The 17,147-nt window shown below is 51.3% G+C and carries 15 protein-coding genes; 11 read left to right on the top strand and 4 right to left on the bottom strand.

What is annotated here, in order from left to right:
• Positions 1–67: 67 nt before the first annotated feature.
• The 3 genes from zwf to ACQ6WK_RS09370 all read left to right on the top strand — a co-directional run bounded on the left by zwf (position 68) and on the right by ACQ6WK_RS09370 (position 3,040).
• Positions 68–1,597: a glucose-6-phosphate dehydrogenase gene (gene zwf, locus ACQ6WK_RS09380; protein WP_432797124.1), complete on the top strand. Its 1,530-nt coding sequence runs from the start codon at positions 68–70 to the stop codon at positions 1,595–1,597.
• A 115-nt stretch (positions 1,598–1,712) separates the two neighbouring features.
• Positions 1,713–2,462 (top strand): 6-phosphogluconolactonase, encoded by a 750-nt coding sequence (pgl, locus tag ACQ6WK_RS09375; protein ID WP_432797123.1) that lies wholly within the window; start codon positions 1,713–1,715, stop codon positions 2,460–2,462.
• Positions 2,463–2,608: 146 nt separating this feature from the next.
• Positions 2,609–3,040: a hypothetical protein gene (locus tag ACQ6WK_RS09370; protein WP_432797122.1), complete on the top strand. Its 432-nt coding sequence runs from the start codon at positions 2,609–2,611 to the stop codon at positions 3,038–3,040.
• Here ACQ6WK_RS09370 and ACQ6WK_RS09365 read toward each other — a convergent pair.
• Positions 3,028–4,314, bottom strand: coding sequence for a lysophospholipid acyltransferase family protein (locus ACQ6WK_RS09365; protein ID WP_432797121.1), 1,287 nt, complete (start codon positions 4,312–4,314; stop codon positions 3,028–3,030). The two genes, ACQ6WK_RS09370 and ACQ6WK_RS09365, sit on opposite strands and share 13 nt — an antisense overlap.
• A 222-nt stretch (positions 4,315–4,536) precedes the next feature.
• Here ACQ6WK_RS09365 and ilvC point away from each other — a divergent pair, with 222 nt between their 5' ends.
• Positions 4,537–5,541: a ketol-acid reductoisomerase gene (gene ilvC / locus ACQ6WK_RS09360; RefSeq protein WP_432797120.1), complete on the top strand. Its 1,005-nt coding sequence runs from the start codon at positions 4,537–4,539 to the stop codon at positions 5,539–5,541.
• Positions 5,542–5,914: 373 nt separating this feature from the next.
• Positions 5,915–7,036 (top strand): anion permease, encoded by a 1,122-nt coding sequence (locus ACQ6WK_RS09355; protein ID WP_432797119.1) that lies wholly within the window; start codon positions 5,915–5,917, stop codon positions 7,034–7,036.
• Positions 7,037–7,057: 21 nt separating this feature from the next.
• Here ACQ6WK_RS09355 and ACQ6WK_RS09350 read toward each other — a convergent pair whose 3' ends face one another.
• On the bottom strand, positions 7,058–7,534 hold the full coding sequence (locus ACQ6WK_RS09350) for a hypothetical protein (protein WP_432797118.1): 477 nt from the start codon (positions 7,532–7,534) through the stop codon (positions 7,058–7,060).
• 311 nt (positions 7,535–7,845) lie between these two features.
• Here ACQ6WK_RS09350 and ACQ6WK_RS09345 point away from each other — a divergent pair, with 311 nt between their 5' ends.
• Positions 7,846–9,063, top strand: a complete 1,218-nt coding sequence (locus ACQ6WK_RS09345; RefSeq protein ID WP_432797117.1) for a methyltransferase domain-containing protein — start codon at positions 7,846–7,848, stop codon at positions 9,061–9,063.
• A gap of 49 nt (positions 9,064–9,112) precedes the next feature.
• On the opposite strand, the gene ACQ6WK_RS09340 is transcribed toward ACQ6WK_RS09345, so the two are convergent.
• Positions 9,113–9,544, bottom strand: coding sequence for a VOC family protein (locus tag ACQ6WK_RS09340; protein ID WP_432797116.1), 432 nt, complete (start codon positions 9,542–9,544; stop codon positions 9,113–9,115).
• A 243-nt stretch (positions 9,545–9,787) separates the two neighbouring features.
• On the opposite strand from ACQ6WK_RS09340, the gene ACQ6WK_RS09335 reads away from it, so the two are divergent.
• Positions 9,788–12,268: a DUF255 domain-containing protein gene (locus tag ACQ6WK_RS09335; protein WP_432797115.1), complete on the top strand. Its 2,481-nt coding sequence runs from the start codon at positions 9,788–9,790 to the stop codon at positions 12,266–12,268.
• A gap of 77 nt (positions 12,269–12,345) precedes the next feature.
• Positions 12,346–13,137 carry a TatD family hydrolase gene (locus tag ACQ6WK_RS09330; RefSeq protein WP_432797114.1) on the top strand — a complete coding sequence of 264 codons (792 nt, stop codon included), beginning with the start codon at positions 12,346–12,348 and terminating at the stop codon, positions 13,135–13,137.
• Positions 13,138–13,303: 166 nt separating this feature from the next.
• On the opposite strand, the gene ACQ6WK_RS09325 is transcribed toward ACQ6WK_RS09330, so the two are convergent.
• Entirely contained in the window at positions 13,304–13,717 is a 414-nt protein-coding gene (locus ACQ6WK_RS09325) for a PilZ domain-containing protein (protein WP_432797113.1), read from the bottom strand.
• A gap of 293 nt (positions 13,718–14,010) precedes the next feature.
• On the opposite strand from ACQ6WK_RS09325, the gene ACQ6WK_RS09320 reads away from it, so the two are divergent.
• The 3 genes from ACQ6WK_RS09320 to rph are packed head-to-tail and all read left to right on the top strand — an operon-like array spanning position 14,011 to position 16,864.
• Entirely contained in the window at positions 14,011–15,579 is a 1,569-nt protein-coding gene (locus tag ACQ6WK_RS09320) for a polysaccharide biosynthesis protein (protein ID WP_432797112.1), read from the top strand.
• A gap of 25 nt (positions 15,580–15,604) precedes the next feature.
• Positions 15,605–16,099: an N-acetyltransferase family protein gene (locus tag ACQ6WK_RS09315; protein ID WP_432797111.1), complete on the top strand. Its 495-nt coding sequence runs from the start codon at positions 15,605–15,607 to the stop codon at positions 16,097–16,099.
• A gap of 45 nt (positions 16,100–16,144) precedes the next feature.
• A complete protein-coding gene (rph, locus tag ACQ6WK_RS09310; protein WP_432797110.1) occupies positions 16,145–16,864 on the top strand; it encodes a ribonuclease PH in 720 nt (239 codons plus the stop codon).
• The last annotated feature ends 283 nt before the right edge of the window (positions 16,865–17,147 follow it).

The raw sequence follows: 17,147 nt of genomic DNA, 5'->3' as shown, positions 1-17,147 counted from the left end.
CTGTACTCTGCGCACGGCAGTGTCTACAGCTCGCGAATAAAATCTAAGCCTGAAAGATTCTCTCATCATGAGCCCAACCACCCTCAACGATCCGAACGCATACTCTAACTGTCTTATCGTTATCTTTGGTGCTTCCGGTGACCTCACTAAACGTAAACTCATCCCCGCTCTTTACTCTCTTTGGGAGTCAGGCCAAGCTCCGAAGTCATTTGCTATCCTCGGCGTTTCACGAACAGAATTTACTTCTGAATCCTACCGCGACAAGCTCTTCGAATTTTCCAAAGGCTCATACGACCCAGAGAAGTGGAAAGAATTCTCGCAGTGCATCTATTACCACCCCGGCGATCCTACTGCGACGGGGTCATGGAAAGATATTTCCAGTACCATTTGCGACATCTCCGAGAAACACGATCTTGGCCAGAACCGCATGTTCTATCTCTCTGTCGGACCACAGTTTTTCGAGCCTATCATCAACAATATCGGTTCTTCAGGACTCGTCACCGAAGGCAGACGTTATTGCTCCATCGGTGAAGAACGCCCATGGCAGCGTATTGTCATCGAAAAGCCCTTTGGTTCTGACCCTGCTTCCGCAATCAAACTCAACAATACACTTGCTGCGGTTTTCGACGAAGATTCTATCTATCGCATAGATCATTACCTCGGCAAAGAGCTTGTACAAAACCTTCTTGTTGTTCGTTTTGCAAACTCAATTTTTGAGCCACTCTGGAACAGTAATTACATCGATCATGTTCAGATCACTGCCTCTGAAACCGTTGGCGTGGAAGGCCGTGGAGCGTATTACGATTCTCCCGCAGGCGGAGCTATGCGCGACATGGTTCAATCACACTTGATGCAGGTGCTTTCTTTCATGGCTATGGAGCCGCCGGTCCGTATGGATGCTGCGGACATCCGAACCGAGAAGAACAAAATCTTCAAAGCACTTCGCGTGCCTAAGTATGAAGATGTTCCCAAGATCGCCGTGCGTGGTCAATATGGCGGCGGGCAAATCAGTGGGAAGCCAGTCATGGGTTATCGCGATGAAAAGGGTGTTGCACCTGAATCGCAAACGGATACTTATGCTGCGATGCAGGTTTATGTAGATACGTGGCGATGGGGCGGTGTACCCTTCTATCTCCGCTCCGGCAAGGCCATGGCTGAGAAGAAAACTGAAATCGTTATTTACTTTAAACCCACGCCCCACCTTCTGCTCAAAGAAGAAGCCAAAAAACAAAAGCCGAACCAGATCATCATTAATGTCCATCCCAACGAGGGCATCCGCCTTCGCTTCGAAGGCAAAGTGCCCGGACTTGGTCTTAAGATTAAAGATGTGGTCATGGACTTCGACTACATCAAACAGTGGGATGTCGAGCCTTCTGACGGCTATGCTATCCTCCTCAATGACGTGCTCCGCGGCGACCAGATGCTTTTCAAGCACCGTGACGAGATCGAGATCTCTTGGAACGCAGTCCAGCCCGTGCTTGACTACTGGGCCGACAATCCACAGGATGACTTGCCAAACTACAATGCCGGTACATGGGGGCCTTCTAGTGCGGACATCATGATGGCTCGCGACAACCGCTACTGGCACAACTACTAAACAAACGGTTTAATGTGTGTACATCAGTAAGATGTGCTGCACATGGCAATCAAGTTTCAAAACCCTCGGCTACTTGTCGGGGGTGTTTCATAGATCAAACAAGATAGCAATAAACATGATCAAACTTCCCGGACAAATTCAACGTGCTGAAACCAAAGAAGAACTCTTTGATCTGCTCGGCAAGGATCTTATCCGCTTCGCACTCGACGCGATTGGTAAGCGTGGTGCGTTTCACCTTGCACTCTCAGGTGGCGGCACCCCCGAACCGTTCTACCGCGATCTAGTGATCGATCCGCGCTACCGTACGATGCCTTGGGAGAAAACGCACATCTGGATCGTTGATGAACGCCGTGTGCCGTTTGATGATGAAAAATCAAACATCAAGATGATTCGGGAAACGCTCACTGATCATGTGCCGATTGTTGATGAGCATGTGCACCCGATGCCTGTGATGAACGAGAACCCGGATGATGATTATGAGGCGGAGCTACGCAGGGTGTTTGGTGAGTCAGATGAGATGCCGCAGCTTGACCTGATTCTCCTCGGTATGGGTGGTGACTGTCACACTGCGTCACTTTTTCCACATTCAGATGCGCTTCACGTCAACGATCGGATGATTGTTCGTAATGAGGGGCCGAATGTCACGCCACCCGACCGTGTGACCATGACTTATCCCTTCATAAATGCTGCTCGTAATATTGGCGTTCTCGTTGTCGGCGCATCCAAACACGAACCACTTCAACGTGTTGCCGAAGAAGCAAAGACTGGACAGCCCGATATCGAAAACGTCCCCATCTCCGGCATCAAACCCACCGAATTGCCGCTGATTTGGTATGCCGATCATGCCGCGCTTCTGGGTGAGTGAGTGCACTTAATCGCAGTGATTACAGAGATAGATATTTTGTACATGATTGATGTGCGGCATATCAATTCATCTTTCAGCCACAGGATCAAACCTCTACAATGACATCTGAAACATAACGGTTTCAGAATCAAGGATTATACAGTCGAATGTGGACGTTAGTTAGAAGAGTATTTAAGCGAAGGCAATCAGATACAGGCGGCTATTGTCTGCAGACGGTTTGCCGTATTCATGCGAGTGATGCCGCGACGATTGATCGCCTCTATGACGTGCTTCATGACGATCATAGAAGCTGGTCTAAAGAGAATGAGGCTGGGGGGTATCGCACTGCTATCACCATCTCGGAAAGTGATATTTTTGACGACCACTTGATTGCAATGGTTGGGATTCTTGAGCAAATTGATTTATTCCAAACTCAACAGGGTATGGTGATAGAGGGGTTGCATTTTGATACAGCGGTTTGGACACATCGTATGCCAACGTCGATTGTCGGGAAGTGCTTGATTCTTGATATAGCAACAATCAAACGCCTTGCGGAGAGTTGTGCGACATACGAAACCACTGTCTATCACACAGGTTGATTGTTTGCTTTCGTCCAATTGCTCATGCCTTCGGTCACAAGGAACTCGCACGTTTCGTCCAGACTAGCCTGAATACTTGTTTCAAATTGCTCGGTGAGCGCGGCCATCACCTTACGCAGCTTTACCTTTTCTCCTTGCGCTGCCAGCATCGCCGTCACATCAATTGGTTCGCAAAACCGTACAATAGCCTTTCGCTCGCCGATTGGTTCCCACATCCGACCATATACATCTTCTGCGAGCTTCTCCGTTGTTTCCGCGATACGGTCTGCCGACTGCTTTTCTGCGACATAATCACCGGAATAGCTCACCACTTTCATCGCCGTCATCGCTTCGTCTGCCCACGTTCGCGCCGCCGCATGATCGATCTCTTTTTCAGGGTCGCTCAAGATTTCATGGATCACACGTCGGCATTGCCGCACTCTTTCCATGCCATCAACATCATGTTTCGATTCAACCCCCAGCTTCTTTTCCAATACATCTAATACACGATTAGAAGCTTCGTGTATCATCGCTTGTGTGGCTTCGAACGATTCTCCCGCCACATCATATGCTGCCACATCCATTCCTCGGTGCTTTAGGTTTCGGATGATTGCCGCTGCGCCAATCCTGCGTAATTTTTCGAGCGGGCCGTCTTCATCATCAATATCACAACCCAATTCCACCAGCATGCGGTTGAGCAGATCATTGACACGATCTTTTACTTCTTCGGTATAGCTTGCTTTGATCGCTAGTGGTAAGACCACTAACCGCTTCCCTGATTCCTTCAGACTCTTTGCGCCTCGCGCCGCCAATAGAGCCGCCCCATCATGAAATGGTGTCACCCGTTCATTTTCGAGATAAACATTTCCCTCCGGAAAGATTGTCAGCTCTAAGCGCCCATTAGACAGGCTGTCCGCTGCGGCCTTCATAGCTTTTGTATCACTGCTTTCACGATCGACACTGAACGCGCCCATTTTCTGCATGACCCACGCATCAACTTTACTACGCAGATAGACATCGTAGGCGGCCATGAATTGCGTCCGCAGACCTACTCGTCGGCATGTCTCCATCGCAATGGCTGCATCCGCATGTGTTGGATGGTTCGCCACCACCATCACATGCGTGTTGCCTGATTTCAATCCTCGCACGACCTGCTCGTTCTGTAATTCCACCTGCATGATCTTCTTTTTCTTCGGCAGATAGATTCGACGGTTGTACCATCGCAAAAACGGCGCCCAGAACCATGAATACCGAGGTTCAAAATATTCATATGGCTTGTCCGAAAAATCCAACATTAATCACGCTCCTAGCCCACGCCCTGGAAGTTCAGCCTCACAGGGAGCGGTGTTACAGCGGCTCATTCTGCATAAGTACAGATAGAATAAGTGTTTGATGGGAGATTGAGAAGGGGAGATTTGGTGGAATGCACTGGGGTAAAGTTGCCGAGAACGGCACTGGCCGCTAGATTGTGGGGCTTATTCTGACCGGGAGGGGTGAATCAAACGGAGAATTTAATTATGGCCATTGAGACACTTTATGACAAAGACGGCTCGCTTGACGGGCTGGCGGGCAAGACCGTTGCCGTACTCGGCTACGGTTCACAAGGACACGCACACGCGCAAAACCTGCGTGATTCAGGGGTTAAGGTGATCGTCGCCAACCGTGCTGAATCTGCCAACGGTAAGCTTGCCGCAGAACACGGCTTTGAGCCGCTGCCGGTTGATGAAGCTGTGAAGCAAGCGGACGTGCTGATCCTGACGCTGCCGGATGAAGTGCAGCCAGAAGTTTATGAAAAGTCGATCAAGCCGAATCTGACCGCCGGGATGACCGTTGGTTTTACGCACGGCTTCAATGTTCACTTCGGCACCATCACGCCACCGGCTGACGTAGACGTGATTATGGTCGCGCCGAAAGGCCCCGGCCACACGGTCCGTTGGGAATACGAAAAAGGCGGCGGCGTGCCATGTCTCATGGCCATCCATCAGGATGCAACCGGTAAAGCCAAAGATATCGCAATGGCATGGGCGATCGGTGTTGGCGGTGGCAAGGGTGGCACACTTGTCACCAACTTCAAAGATGAATGTGAAACCGACTTGTTCGGCGAGCAAGTTGTACTTTGTGGTGGTTTGAGCGAAATGATCAAGAAGGGTTTTGAAACCCTGACCGAAGCGGGCTACCCACCAGAGTTGGCTTACTTTGAAGTTTGTCACGAGCTTGAGTTGATTATTAACTTGATCAAGCGCGGTGGGTTGACCTACATGCGTTACTCAATCTCTAACACGGCTGAGTTTGGTGACTACTACACTGGGCCGAAGATCGTGGACGATGCGACCAAGGAACGCATGGCTGTGGCGCTTAAGCATATCCAAGATGGCGGATTCGCGAAGGCTTTCCGTGATGATTACGAGAAGGGCTTCCCGTGGTTCAAGCAGCAGCAAGAGAAAGACAAGCAGCATGGCGTCGAGAAGGTTGGTAAAGAGCTTCGCGCGATGATGCCTTGGCTTGATCCTGTCGACATGTAATCTTCCTTGGAAGTATGACTTGCAGAGCTATGCGGCTTTGCTAGGAAAGAATCAAAAGCTGAGCAACCCGATCAGATGATCGGGTTGTTTTTTTGTGGTTACTGGGCAAGGGTCAATGCTAAGGAAAAGGTGCGAAGATATGACCTTCTGGTGGTGGGAATCTGTTTACGACGATGAACGATGGTCGCCGTGTTGTGTGAAGATAATGTTAGGTGTCTGGGAATCATTTTCAGCATGATCCGGTTGGCTATGTATCCGCACTGAGATCAGTTTGGGTTATCCAATGATGTTATGGCAGCAATTCTAATCATTGATCAGGCCTAGTGAGAGAGACGTTTTGCTGAGCGATCTGGGTAGCATGATGGAGAACAGCATGATTTGGTTGATTTTTGGTTTGACGATCATATTTGCAGTAGTGCTGGGATTTGCGAACGGAGCAAATGACAATGCAAAGGGGGTGGCGACGCTGGTCGGCAGCAAGCTCATGAAGATGAAGGGGGCGATCATTTATGCAGCGATTAGCACAGGTTTGGGTTCACTTGCAGCGGTTTGGATCGGCGCAGAGTTAGCGAGTAAGTTTAAGGGGAAGGGGATTGTGAGTGATGGTATTCTGGGTGCGGGAGCATTTCCTTTGTGTGTGGGGATTGCCGCAGGACTAACGGTTTTGATTGCGACGCGGGTGAAGATGCCAATCAGTACGACGCATGCAATGGTAGGAGCGATCATTGGGATTGGGTTGGCGGGTAGTGGTTTGAATTGGAGTGCAGTGTGGGGGAAATTTTTCTATCCACTGCTGGCATCGCCGTTGGTGGCGGTGTTTGCCGCGGCGGGCTTGTATCTTATTTTGAAGGGTTTTCGGAAGGCGAGTGGCGTGAAGGCGGAGACATGTTTGTGTGTGGGTGAGTGTGTGGGCGCGGATGGATCAATGGTGATGATGCAAACCGGGATAAGATTAGAGCAGGGCGAGATTGCACAGTGCGAAAGAAAATATACGGGACACTTTGTGGGTTTGAGTGCGCAACGAGTGGTGGATGTATTGCATGTGGTAAGTGCAGGGCTGTTGAGTTTTGCACGTGGTTTGAATGATACGCCAAAAGTTGCGGCATTGATGTTTGCTGGTGCAATGGTGGTAGAGGGTTTTGATGTGGGGCATGGTGGGCCGGTGGTTTTGATAGGGATGGCGATTGCGGTGGGCGGGGTGCTGATGGTAAAACGTGTGGCGGAAACGATGAGTTATGAGATCACGGGGATGAATGATGGGCAGGCGCTGAGTGCGAATATGACGGCAGCGTTTTTGGTAATTGTTGCATCGAAGTGGGGCGTACCGGTGAGTACGACGCATGTGACGTGTGGGAGTTTGTTTGGGATTGGCACGGTAAGCGGTGAAGCGAAGTGGAAGATGATCTCAAAGATTGCGGGATCGTGGGTGCTGACATTGCCAGTGGGGGCGATGATTGGTGCGGGGAGTTGGTGGTTGATGGGGCTGATGGTTTAAGCGTTGTATGTAATGAGAAAGTTACAGCGCATAGCCGAGTGAAGCGAGGCGGGCTTGTTGTTGGGGATTGAGTTTTTCACGGAGTTTGTTTTGCATTCTTGAGAGACGTTTTTGAAGAATTCGCTGTCGTTTGTTTTGTGAATCAGAAACGAAGCTTTCGTTGGCCTGATTGAGAAAGTGTTCTTGATTTTCTACGATCAATGAAAGCTGCTTACGAATGGCAGGCCAATCGCTCTTCGGAATGTCGAGTTTAGTGCGGAGTGATTTCGGTTTGGAGGCGATGGAGGCGAGCATTTCAGCTTGGTGCCTATTTTCTCGTGCAGCAAGGACACGAGCAACATCCTCCGGTGTTACAGGAGGGGCGTAACAAGCAGCTGCCAATTGTGCTTCGTGGACCTGCTTGGCACGTACGGCTGCAACGTTTGTCACGTGGCAAATGAGTATGGTTGCAGGTATCAATGAGTAGAGTGCGATACGTTTGGGATTCAGATTCATCATGTTTCCAACCAAACAGATGTCATTCAATCAATCGGCTCAAGAAGAACGAGCCTGCGGGATAATTATTGCAGGTATAATCGGGCGTATTTGTTAGAGAAAGATTGGGGTGTCGCGAAAAGGCGGAGAAGTGTACTCGTCGATGGCGAATTAGAGGGGTGTCATGGTTCTGGTCGATGTGATAGAGGCGGAATAAGTTGGTGAGAAGGGGGGTTATTTGTGTGGGAAAGGCCCTATGGCGGGAAGGTTGTTGTGTGGGGAGGATAGGTGGTGTGGGATGGTGAGCAGGTTTATGTTCTTTTAAAGGAATGGCTATGACGCAGGCGAATCACAAGGGCGGACAGGTGAGTGTGGGCGACGAGGGATTGATTTTTGATGTGGAAGGAGAAGTGGTAGAAAGGTACGCCGCGGGGGCTGAGGAAATGGAGGTCGCGCTATGTTGTCCGACAAGTTATGACCCGCAGTTTCTGAAGGTAATTCCGCATGAGATTTTAGAACGAGATTATGGATGTGGTGACCCGAGTCAATGGGTGAAAGAGGGGGATGTGGTTTTGGATTTGGGGAGTGGCGGCGGAAAGATTTGTTACATCTTGTCACAGAAGGTTGGTAAGGACGGACGTGTGATAGGTGTAGATATGAACGACACGATGTTAAGATTGGCGCGGGGACATCAGAAGGATATTGCGGAGAAGATTGGGTGGGACAATGTTGATTTTCGCAAGGGGAAGATTCAGGATTTGGGATTGGATTTGGAGAAGGTGGATAGTTGGCTGCGCGAGAATCCTGTTGATGGGTTAAGTGGATTGCAGAAGTACGAAAAAGAAGCGGAGCGGCTGCGGAAGGAGGAGGTGATGGTGGGTGATGCTGAGGTAGATGTCATTGTGTCGAATTGTGTTTTGAATCTGGTGAAGCCTGAGGATAAACGTCAGTTGTTTGAAGAAATGTATCGGGTTTTGAAGCGTGGGGGTAGGGCGGTGATTTCGGATATTGTTTGCGATGAGAAGCCGACGGAGAAGATCATGAATGACCCGAAGCTGTGGAGCGGGTGTATTAGCGGCGCGTTTCTGGAGGAGGAGTTTTTGACGATGTTTGAGGACGCGGGTTTTTATGGGGTGGAGATTTTGAGTTATGGGGAGGAGCCGTGGCAGACGATTGATGGGGTGGAGTTTCGGAGTATGACGGTACGTGCATGGAAGGGGAAAGATGGGTCGTGCATGGAGCGTAATCAGGCAGTGATGTACAAAGGGCCATGGAAAAAGGTGGTCGATGATGATGGGCATACGCTGGTACGCGGGAAGCGGATGTCTGTGTGTGACAAGACGTTTAAGATTTTGACGAATAAGGATGGGCCGTATGGGGGAGATATGATCGGGGTGGAGCCGTTGGAAGCGGTGGCGTTGGAAGAGGCGAAGCCGTTTAATTGCAAGAGCCATGCGGTGCGGCATCCACGGGAGACAAAAGGGATGGATTACAATGCGACGCAGCTTGGTGATGGTGATGCGTGTTGTGATCCGAGTACGGGGTGTTGTTAGTTGTTATGTGCGTGTTTAATCGCTGGTTAGAGGAAGGCGGTATGTCTAATCATGCGCTAGATGGGGATTCGGGGTCTTTGAAGGCGGCCTGAAATTCTTCGGAGGCTTTGATGGGGTGGAAGATGTAGAGGTTGATGCCGGTGGGGTCGGCGATGGAAAAGCCTCGGTCGCCCCAGGGATGATCTTCGAGGGGCATGATGGGGGTGAGGTTGTTTTGTGTGACGAGTTTGTTGTAGAAGTCGTCGGCGGAGGCGACGAGGAGGTTGTAGGTGAGGCCTTGGCCTTGGAAGGTGAGTTGCTGGGGGGATTGCGGAGACATGAATTGGATGCTGGCGGGCTGGGGTTTGTTGTCGTTGAGGGCGAGGGAGATGTACCAGCCGCAGTCGAAGAGGAGGGTGACGTTGAAATGTTCGAGGTAGAAGGCTTTACAGGCATCAATTTTCTCGGTGATGATGCAGGGGGAGAGGTCGGTTGGTGTCATGGCGTGTCTCGCTTTTGGGTTTGATGTTGCAGATGGTTGTGGATTATATGTGGTGGGAGATTGTGTGGGAATGCTTTAGTTTTGGAAGGCAACTGAAGCGGAGATTTTGGAAATCGAACCGTGGGCTTGTTCTATGTGAAAAGTGCAGCAGGTGAGTTGCTGGTATGATAAGCGGATGAAGTAAGTGCAGATGGAAAGGATTGTGTTGATGGTGGGGCTTTGTGATGGATTGGAGTAGATGCGATGGCGAGCGAGAAAGTGAACGGCGAGTGGAAGTATACAAACCGGCTGGCGCGTGAGACGAGCCCGTATCTGTTGCAGCATGCGCACAATCCGGTGGACTGGCATCCGTGGGGGGAGGCGGCGTTTGCGAAGGCGCGCGATGAGGGGAAGCTGATTTTTTTGAGCATTGGTTATTCGACGTGTTACTGGTGCCATGTAATGGAGCGCGAGGTGTTTGAGTATCCAGAGTTGGCCGCGGTGATGAACGAGAAATTTGTGTGTGTGAAGGTAGATCGTGAGGAGCGGCCAGATGTTGATGAAGTGTATATGATGGCGACGCAGTTGCTGACAGGGAGTGGCGGCTGGCCGATGAGTGTGTTTCTCACACCACCACCTCTAAACTCTGTTGTATCGAATGAAAAGGCGAGTCATGGTGCATCAAACTCTAATCGATGGTTAGATGATGACGGGAGTGGCTATGGTTTGAAGCCGATCTTTGCAGGGACGTATTTTGGTGCAAAGAGTGGGCATGGTAGGCCGGGGTTTGGTGAGGTGATGGAGGCAATTAATGAAGCGTGGATGAACAGGCGGGAAGAAGTGCTTGGGAGTGCGGTGAAGATTACGGGGGCGGTGCGGATGAATCTAGAGAGTAAAGGTGAGGAGGGGCCGTTGGATGTGGGGATGGCGGAGAAGGCGCGGGAAGTATTGCTGAAAAGCTATGACGAGGTGCATGGTGGGTTTGGAAGAGGAGAGGGGCCGAAGTTTCCGCAGCCGGTGAATCTGATGTTTTTGATGGCGATGGAAGGAAATCGTGGTGGCAAAGACGCGAAGATCCAGGAGGCGATCAAACATACGCTGGATCGGATGGCGCGTGGAGGGATGTATGATCAGGTGGGAGGCGGGTTTCATCGGTATTCAGTGGATGGGCAGTGGCTGGTCCCTCACTTTGAGAAAATGCTGTATGACAATGGGCAGTTGCTCAGAGCATATGCCAAGGCTTACGAGCTAAGCGATGATGATAATAATAAAAAAGAATATGCGCGGGTAATGCGTGAGACGGTTGGGTATTTGTTACGTGAAATGAAGGATAGTGGTGGTACATTTTATTCGGCACAGGATGCAGAAGTGGATGGGAAAGAGGGTGAAAATTATGTATGGACAGAATCGCAGGTCAGAGAGGCGATGATGGTTGCGGGAGAAGGGGAGGAGATGGTGCGATTTGCACTTGAGATGTATGGGCTAGATCGTGGGAGCAATTTCCGTGATCCCCATGATCCCAAAGCGAAACCGGTGAATGTACTTTTTTTGCCGACGGATTTGGATGAGGTGGCATTTAAGCATGGGCTAGATGGTTATGAAGTTGCGGTTGAGAAATGGGCACGGGTGAATGATGTTTTAAAAGAAGCACGTGATGAGCGGAAGCAGCCGCGACTCGACGATAAGGTGATTGTGAGTTGGAATGGGCTTGCAATTAAGGGGTTGGCAGATGCGGGGCGGGTATTGAATGACACTGAGATGATTGATGCGGCGGCAGTCGCGGCAGGTGAAATTCTTGAGAAGATGATGAAAGATGATGGGGGACTGGTTAGAACGATGCGCGAGGGTGTGGTGAAGGGTGAGGGGCAATTGGAAGATTATGCGATGCTGATACGTGGGTTGCTTGCGGTGCATCGAACGGGGCATGCAGATGGATCGCGATTGGTTGAGTCTGCTGAAGTCTTGGCGGGTTATGTGCAGGAACATTTTGCAGTAAAGGGTGGCGGTTATTTCAATGTGAAGGATGTGTCAGAAAGTGGTGAGGATTTGTTAGTTCGTATCCGCAGCGCGACAGATGGGGCGATGCCCAGTGGCAATAGTGAGATGGTGCTGGGGTTGCTTGATTTGTACCGTGTGACGGGCGAGAAAGGGTATGCGAAGCGGGCAGTGAAGGATTTACGAAGTTGGTCGGAGGGTTTAGATCGGTATGGGGTGGGGATGCTGGGGATGTGCGAAGCTCTGGTGCGAGCAGAGCAGGAATTACCGGAGACTCAACGACGGCGGCTTGAACTTGATGTTGTTGTGAAATCGAACCAAAACAATGAATTGGTAGAGAAGAAGGTGATTTGGGATGTACGCCAACCTAAAGGGACTAGTGGGTTGGTGTGGGAGATTGTGTTAAAGATCGCTGAGGGGTATCACGTGAATGTGCATGACGTGACGAGCAGTTCGAGTAATGAAGTTGGCGGAGCAGGGGCGATGTTGGTACCGACAGATATTTGGATTGCAGAAGATGAAGAGATGGGATGGGGGATGCAGACGCGATACCCAGAGGGTGTGACGCGGACGTTTGCATTTTCGAATGAGGCGGTTGAGGTATATGAGGGTGAGGTGGTGATTGGAGTGAAGCTTGTGCGAGAGGGTGGAAATGATGGTGGTAATCTTCCAAAGATTGTGTTGCAATATCAGGTATGCAGTGACGATCATTGTTTGGCGCCGGTGAAAGAGAAGATAGAACTAAAGTAGGTGGGGTGGTGTTGAATAAAATATCTCACACGTAGAACGTGCGGGCTTGAGGATGATTGAAAAGGAAGTTTGTTGAAATGATTGATACGCATTGTCATTTGACGTATGACGGATTGTATGAGCGGATTGATGAGGTGGTAGATAGTGCACGTAGTAATGGTGTGGTGAAGATGATTAGTGTGGGGACAACGCCAAGCGATGCTGAGAAAGCTGTGGCTGTGGCACGGCGACTTGATTATGTGTATGCGACGGTGGGTGTTCATCCGCATTATGCCGCAGGATATGAGGAAGCGGATGATTTGAAGGGTTGTTTGCGGGAGGTTTTAGAAGGTTGGCAAGAAAGGAAGATTGTGGCGCTTGGCGAGATGGGGTTGGACTGGCATTATCCTGATCCGCCTGCGGAAGATCAGCGAAGGGTGTTTGCGTGGCAGTTGGAGCTTGCGGAGGAGGATGCGTTTAAGGACTTGCCGATTGTGATTCATAATCGTAAGGCGACGGATGATACTTTAGCCATGATTCGTGAAGCGGGGATTGATGGGACGCGGTTTGTGTTTCACTGCTTTACAGGGGATGTGACTGATGCGAAGAAGATTTTGGATTTGGGGGCAATGATTGGTTTTACGGGGATTGTGACATTTAAGAATGCGGGAGAGATTGCGGAAGCGAGCGATCTGGTGCCGCTGGATCGGATGTTTGTAGAGACGGACTCGCCGTATTTGACGCCGGTGCCGTTTCGGAAGGTACGGACGAACGAGCCGAAGTATGTGGTGGAAGTAGCGAAGTTTTTAGCGGAGAGAAGGGGGATGAAGTGCAAAGATTTTGTGGTGCAGATGGATGCGAATGCGGAGGGGTTTTTTGTGGGGATATAAGATACTCCACACATAGAACGTATGGGCTTTGGTAGATATTAGTTTGAATGAAAAACGCGACATGGAATGTATCGCGTTTTGTGGTGGTGATGTTTTGTGCGTGTGCAAGGAGAATACTGTATTGAAAAGATCCCACAGGTAGAACGTGTGGGCTTGAATTTTTGCATTATGCTGCACGGGAGATATTGTCATCGGTGGGGATGAAGCCGCGGTGTTCGATGTAGGTTTGAAGTTTGTGCCGTTCAGCGATGGAGCCGAATTCATCGAAGGTGAGTCCCATGCGGGATGGGCCGAACTGGGGTTGATCGTCTTCGTGGATACGGATGATGGTGCCGATAGCGGAGAAAGTGAGTTGTGAGGAGCCGGGCAACATGACGCGGACTTCGACTTTGGAGCCGGGGTCGATGGGGAAGTCGAGTTCGAATCGCATGCCGGACATGGAGATATCGTAGATGTGTCCGGTTCGGTTGTAGTGTTTTGAGCCGATGGCTTTGAGTCGCAGGAGTGTATACATTGCAGGGAGTGTGATACGGGGTTGTTGTCTGTGATTATCTGCTGAACTCTGGATGGATAGCGACATGTGTCATGCTCCTAACGACTTGTCTTGCCCCGCTGGTGCCCTGGAATTATGGAAGCATCCGTGAAGGATGTAAACGTCCGGCGATGGGTGCCTTTCGGCACAAGTCCCTTCCCTGAATTGTCAAAACGACTCGTACTGGGGCTATCGTCTTTAAGGGTGGGGGAGTTTAGTGGTTATAGGGAAAAAAGCGGAGATATCGGGTTGGGATTTAATGCGGGTTGTGCTTTTGGAGTGTGGCGGGCAGAGGGGCCGATAATGAGGAAGTGATTGGTCCAGTTAACGGAGGTTTTGCGGTGCGCAAATCTGAAGCAAAGTTTGAGGCGGAGCAAAAAAAAAATATGGAGAATGGTTGTGTTGCAGCCATGCGCGTGTTGGTCATCGGTACCGCGATGAGCGCTGTTCAGGTGGGGCGGCTGGTGGCGGTGAACGGCGAGGGGGAGATGGATGTGGTGGGCGCGATTACGGTGCGCGGCGAGAGGCAAGAGGTTGAGGGAATTGAGGTGCTGGGGAGGTTGGATGACATTGAGCGGGTGGTGGTGGAGACGGGTGTGAGTGAAGTGTTGGTGAGCTTGCCGATGCGGATGGGCAGGGAGATGGGGGATGTCACGGCGCGTCTGGATCGAATAGGGGTGGTTTGGCATTACTTGCCGACGCTGAGTGATCAGTTGAATGGGCGGGTGAAGGGGCCGGGCGCGGAGCATGGAACGATCGGTGGTGGGCGGCGAGTGAGTGTGAACAGTCATGATCCGATTGATGTGGCGAAGTTGATTGATCGGCAGCCGAAGGCGTTGGATGAGGAGCCGATTCGGAAGATTGTTGAGGGGCAGTGTGTTTTGGTGACGGGGGCGGGCGGTTCGATTGGTAGTGAGATTGCGCGGATTGTTTGCCGGTATAAGCCGAGCCGGTTGGTGTTGGTGGAGCGGAGTGAGAATAGTCTGTTTGAGATTGATCGTGAATTGCGGCGGGTGTTTGGTGAGGTGGATGTGCGGACGGTGTTGCATGATATTACGAAGCGCGAGCGGACGATGGATTTGGTGGAGCGTGAAGGGCCGGGGGTTATTTTTCATGCGGCAGCGCATAAGCATGTTCCGATGATGGAGGATCATGCCTCAGAGGCGGTGGAGAATAATTATTTTGGGACAAGGTTTTTGGCGGATGCGGCGAACGCTTGCGGGGTGGGGCGGATGGTGATGATTTCGAGTGATAAGGCGGTGAATCCGACGAGTGTGATGGGGGCGACGAAGCGATTGGCTGAGCGGTATATTCAGTGGCTCAATAGTAAAAGTGAGACCGTGTTTACGATGGTGCGTTTTGGGAATGTGCTTGGGAGTGCGTGCAGTGTGCTGCCGATTTGGGGTGAGCAGCTATCTCGAGGCGGGCCGATTACGGTGACGGATGAGCGGATGACACGATACTTCATGACTATTCCCGAGGCAGCGGGTTTGGTGTTGCAGGCGGGTGCATATGCGGAAGGGGGCGAAGTGTTTTTGTTGGACATGGGTGAGCCTATCCGTGTGTTAGACATGGCGGAGCGTTTTGCGATGGCGCATGGGTATGAGCCGGGGCTTGATGTGGTGATCAAGATCACGGGTGTGCGTCCGGGCGAGAAGCTGTTTGAGGAATTGGCGTATGACAGTGAGGCGATGACGAAGACGGGGCATGAATCGATTCGGAAATGGGAAATGCAAACGCCGACAGATGAGGAGATGGCGAAGATTGTTGCGGCATTTGATCGGTTGCGTGATCCGGGCGCGGATGGTGAAAAGATGTGGCGGGGAACGGATGAAATGGCGGTACGTGGTGCGTTACGGGTTGCAGTGCCGGAGATGATTGTGGGTGAAGAGAAGAAGGTGGCGGTGTGATTGTGTGTTGATCTATGATATAGGGATGGATATTCGAGAAGCGGTAACAGACGATTTTGCGGGGGTGTGGTCGATTTTTTCAGCGGTGGTTTCGAAGGGGGATACGTATGCGTATCCGAAAGATATGACGGCGGATGAAGCGCGAGTGATATGGATGGAGAAAACGCGGTGTACGTATGTGGTTGTGGATGAGGGGGAGATCGTGGGGACGTATTATTTGAAGACGAATTATGACGGGCCGGGGGATCATGTTTGCAATTGTGGGTATATGGTTGCGGATGATGCGAGGGGGAAGGGGCTAGCGACGATGATGTGTGAGCATTCACAGAAGGTGGCGGTGGCGCTTGGTTATAAAGCAATGCAGTTTAATTTTGTAGCGACGAGTAATGCGGGTGCGGTGCGGTTATGGGAGAGATTGGGGTTTGAAGTGGTGGGTCGGTTGCCGTGGGCTTTTAAGCATCCGAACGAAGGGTATGTTGATGCGCTGGTGATGTATAAATGGCTTGGTGATAGCGATTAATTATAGGTTGGTTGCGATGCGCGGGTGAATGGGGACAATGGGTGTATGGTAAAGAAGAAAATAACCAAGCGGCGCGCGACACAAATGCGCGAGGTGAAGATCAAGAAGTTTGATACGGCTGCCTCGGGTAGCGTGATGATCGAAGTAGGGGAAACGAAAGTTTTGTGTACGGCGAGTGTGGCGAGTCGGCCGCCGAAATGGTTGCCGCAGGATGATGAGGGGAATTTTGTGAAAGGTTGGGTGACGGCGGAATACAACATGATGCCGGGGAGTACACCTGATCGAAAGAAGCGCGGGCCGGATTCGAGAGGGACGGAGATTCAACGATTGATCGCGCGGGCGCTGCGGGCAGCGGTGGATCTTGAGAAGATGCCGGGCGTGATGATCACGTGTGATTGTGATGTGGTAAAAGCGGATGGCGGAACGCGGACGGCGTCGATCACGGGCGCGTGGGTGGCGCTTGCGATGGCGGTAAAGTGGGCGATGAAAGAGGGCTTAATTGCGAAGAACCCAATCAAGGGGCCGGTGGCGGCGGTGAGTGTGGGCGTGATTGATGGCGAGGTGAAGTTGGATTTAGATTATGAATGGGATGTTCGGGCGGAGGTTGATATGAATGTCGCGATGAATCACAAAGGCGCGTTCGTGGAAGTACAGGGGACGGGGGAGGCGGGCGTGTTTAGCCGGGCGGAGCTTGATGGGATGCTTGATGCGGCGGAGAAGGGGATTCGTAAGCTCATGCGGTTACAGAAAGCGTTTGTGAAATAAGGTGAGAAAGCGGCTTGTTAAGCGATGAGGCTGCTTTTTAGAACAGCATATGGGGGAGGTACGTAGAAATGCTGCGAGCAGGGATTGAGTGAGATGGATAAGAGGTGCGGTTGTGTTTGCTGGGGAAAAGGTGCGGGACGCGGGCAAGAAAAAATGTCACAAGGTAAACTGGTCGTCATGAGGGGATGGCGGCTACAGTCCAGTCCGGCAGGTCGGGTTGGCAGTGGATCAGGCGAGCACAAGATGAAGGAGCAAAGGCACGCCGGCGGATGAACCCAATGTG

Source organism: Poriferisphaera sp. WC338, assembly GCF_050931845.1.
Lineage (GTDB): Bacteria > Planctomycetota > Phycisphaerae > Phycisphaerales > Phycisphaeraceae > Poriferisphaera.
The sequence above is the reverse complement of the archived record's forward strand: the minus strand, read 5'-3'. Positions and strand labels throughout refer to the sequence as shown.

Bases quoted from the DNA above. Each gene is read 5' to 3' on its own strand.
- zwf (WP_432797124.1), top strand. From the start codon at position 68: ATGAGCCCAACCACCCTCAACGATCCGAACGCATACTCTAACTGTCTT.
- pgl (WP_432797123.1), top strand. From the start codon at position 1,713: ATGATCAAACTTCCCGGACAAATTCAACGTGCTGAAACCAAAGAAGAA.
- ACQ6WK_RS09370 (WP_432797122.1), top strand. From the start codon at position 2,609: ATGTGGACGTTAGTTAGAAGAGTATTTAAGCGAAGGCAATCAGATACA.
- ACQ6WK_RS09365 (WP_432797121.1), bottom strand. From the start codon at position 4,314: ATGTTGGATTTTTCGGACAAGCCATATGAATATTTTGAACCTCGGTAT.
- ilvC (WP_432797120.1), top strand. From the start codon at position 4,537: ATGGCCATTGAGACACTTTATGACAAAGACGGCTCGCTTGACGGGCTG.
- ACQ6WK_RS09355 (WP_432797119.1), top strand. From the start codon at position 5,915: ATGATTTGGTTGATTTTTGGTTTGACGATCATATTTGCAGTAGTGCTG.
- ACQ6WK_RS09350 (WP_432797118.1), bottom strand. From the start codon at position 7,534: ATGATGAATCTGAATCCCAAACGTATCGCACTCTACTCATTGATACCT.
- ACQ6WK_RS09345 (WP_432797117.1), top strand. From the start codon at position 7,846: ATGACGCAGGCGAATCACAAGGGCGGACAGGTGAGTGTGGGCGACGAG.
- ACQ6WK_RS09340 (WP_432797116.1), bottom strand. From the start codon at position 9,544: ATGACACCAACCGACCTCTCCCCCTGCATCATCACCGAGAAAATTGAT.
- ACQ6WK_RS09335 (WP_432797115.1), top strand. From the start codon at position 9,788: ATGGCGAGCGAGAAAGTGAACGGCGAGTGGAAGTATACAAACCGGCTG.
- ACQ6WK_RS09330 (WP_432797114.1), top strand. From the start codon at position 12,346: ATGATTGATACGCATTGTCATTTGACGTATGACGGATTGTATGAGCGG.
- ACQ6WK_RS09325 (WP_432797113.1), bottom strand. From the start codon at position 13,717: ATGTCGCTATCCATCCAGAGTTCAGCAGATAATCACAGACAACAACCC.
- ACQ6WK_RS09315 (WP_432797111.1), top strand. From the start codon at position 15,605: ATGGATATTCGAGAAGCGGTAACAGACGATTTTGCGGGGGTGTGGTCG.
- rph (WP_432797110.1), top strand. From the start codon at position 16,145: ATGGTAAAGAAGAAAATAACCAAGCGGCGCGCGACACAAATGCGCGAG.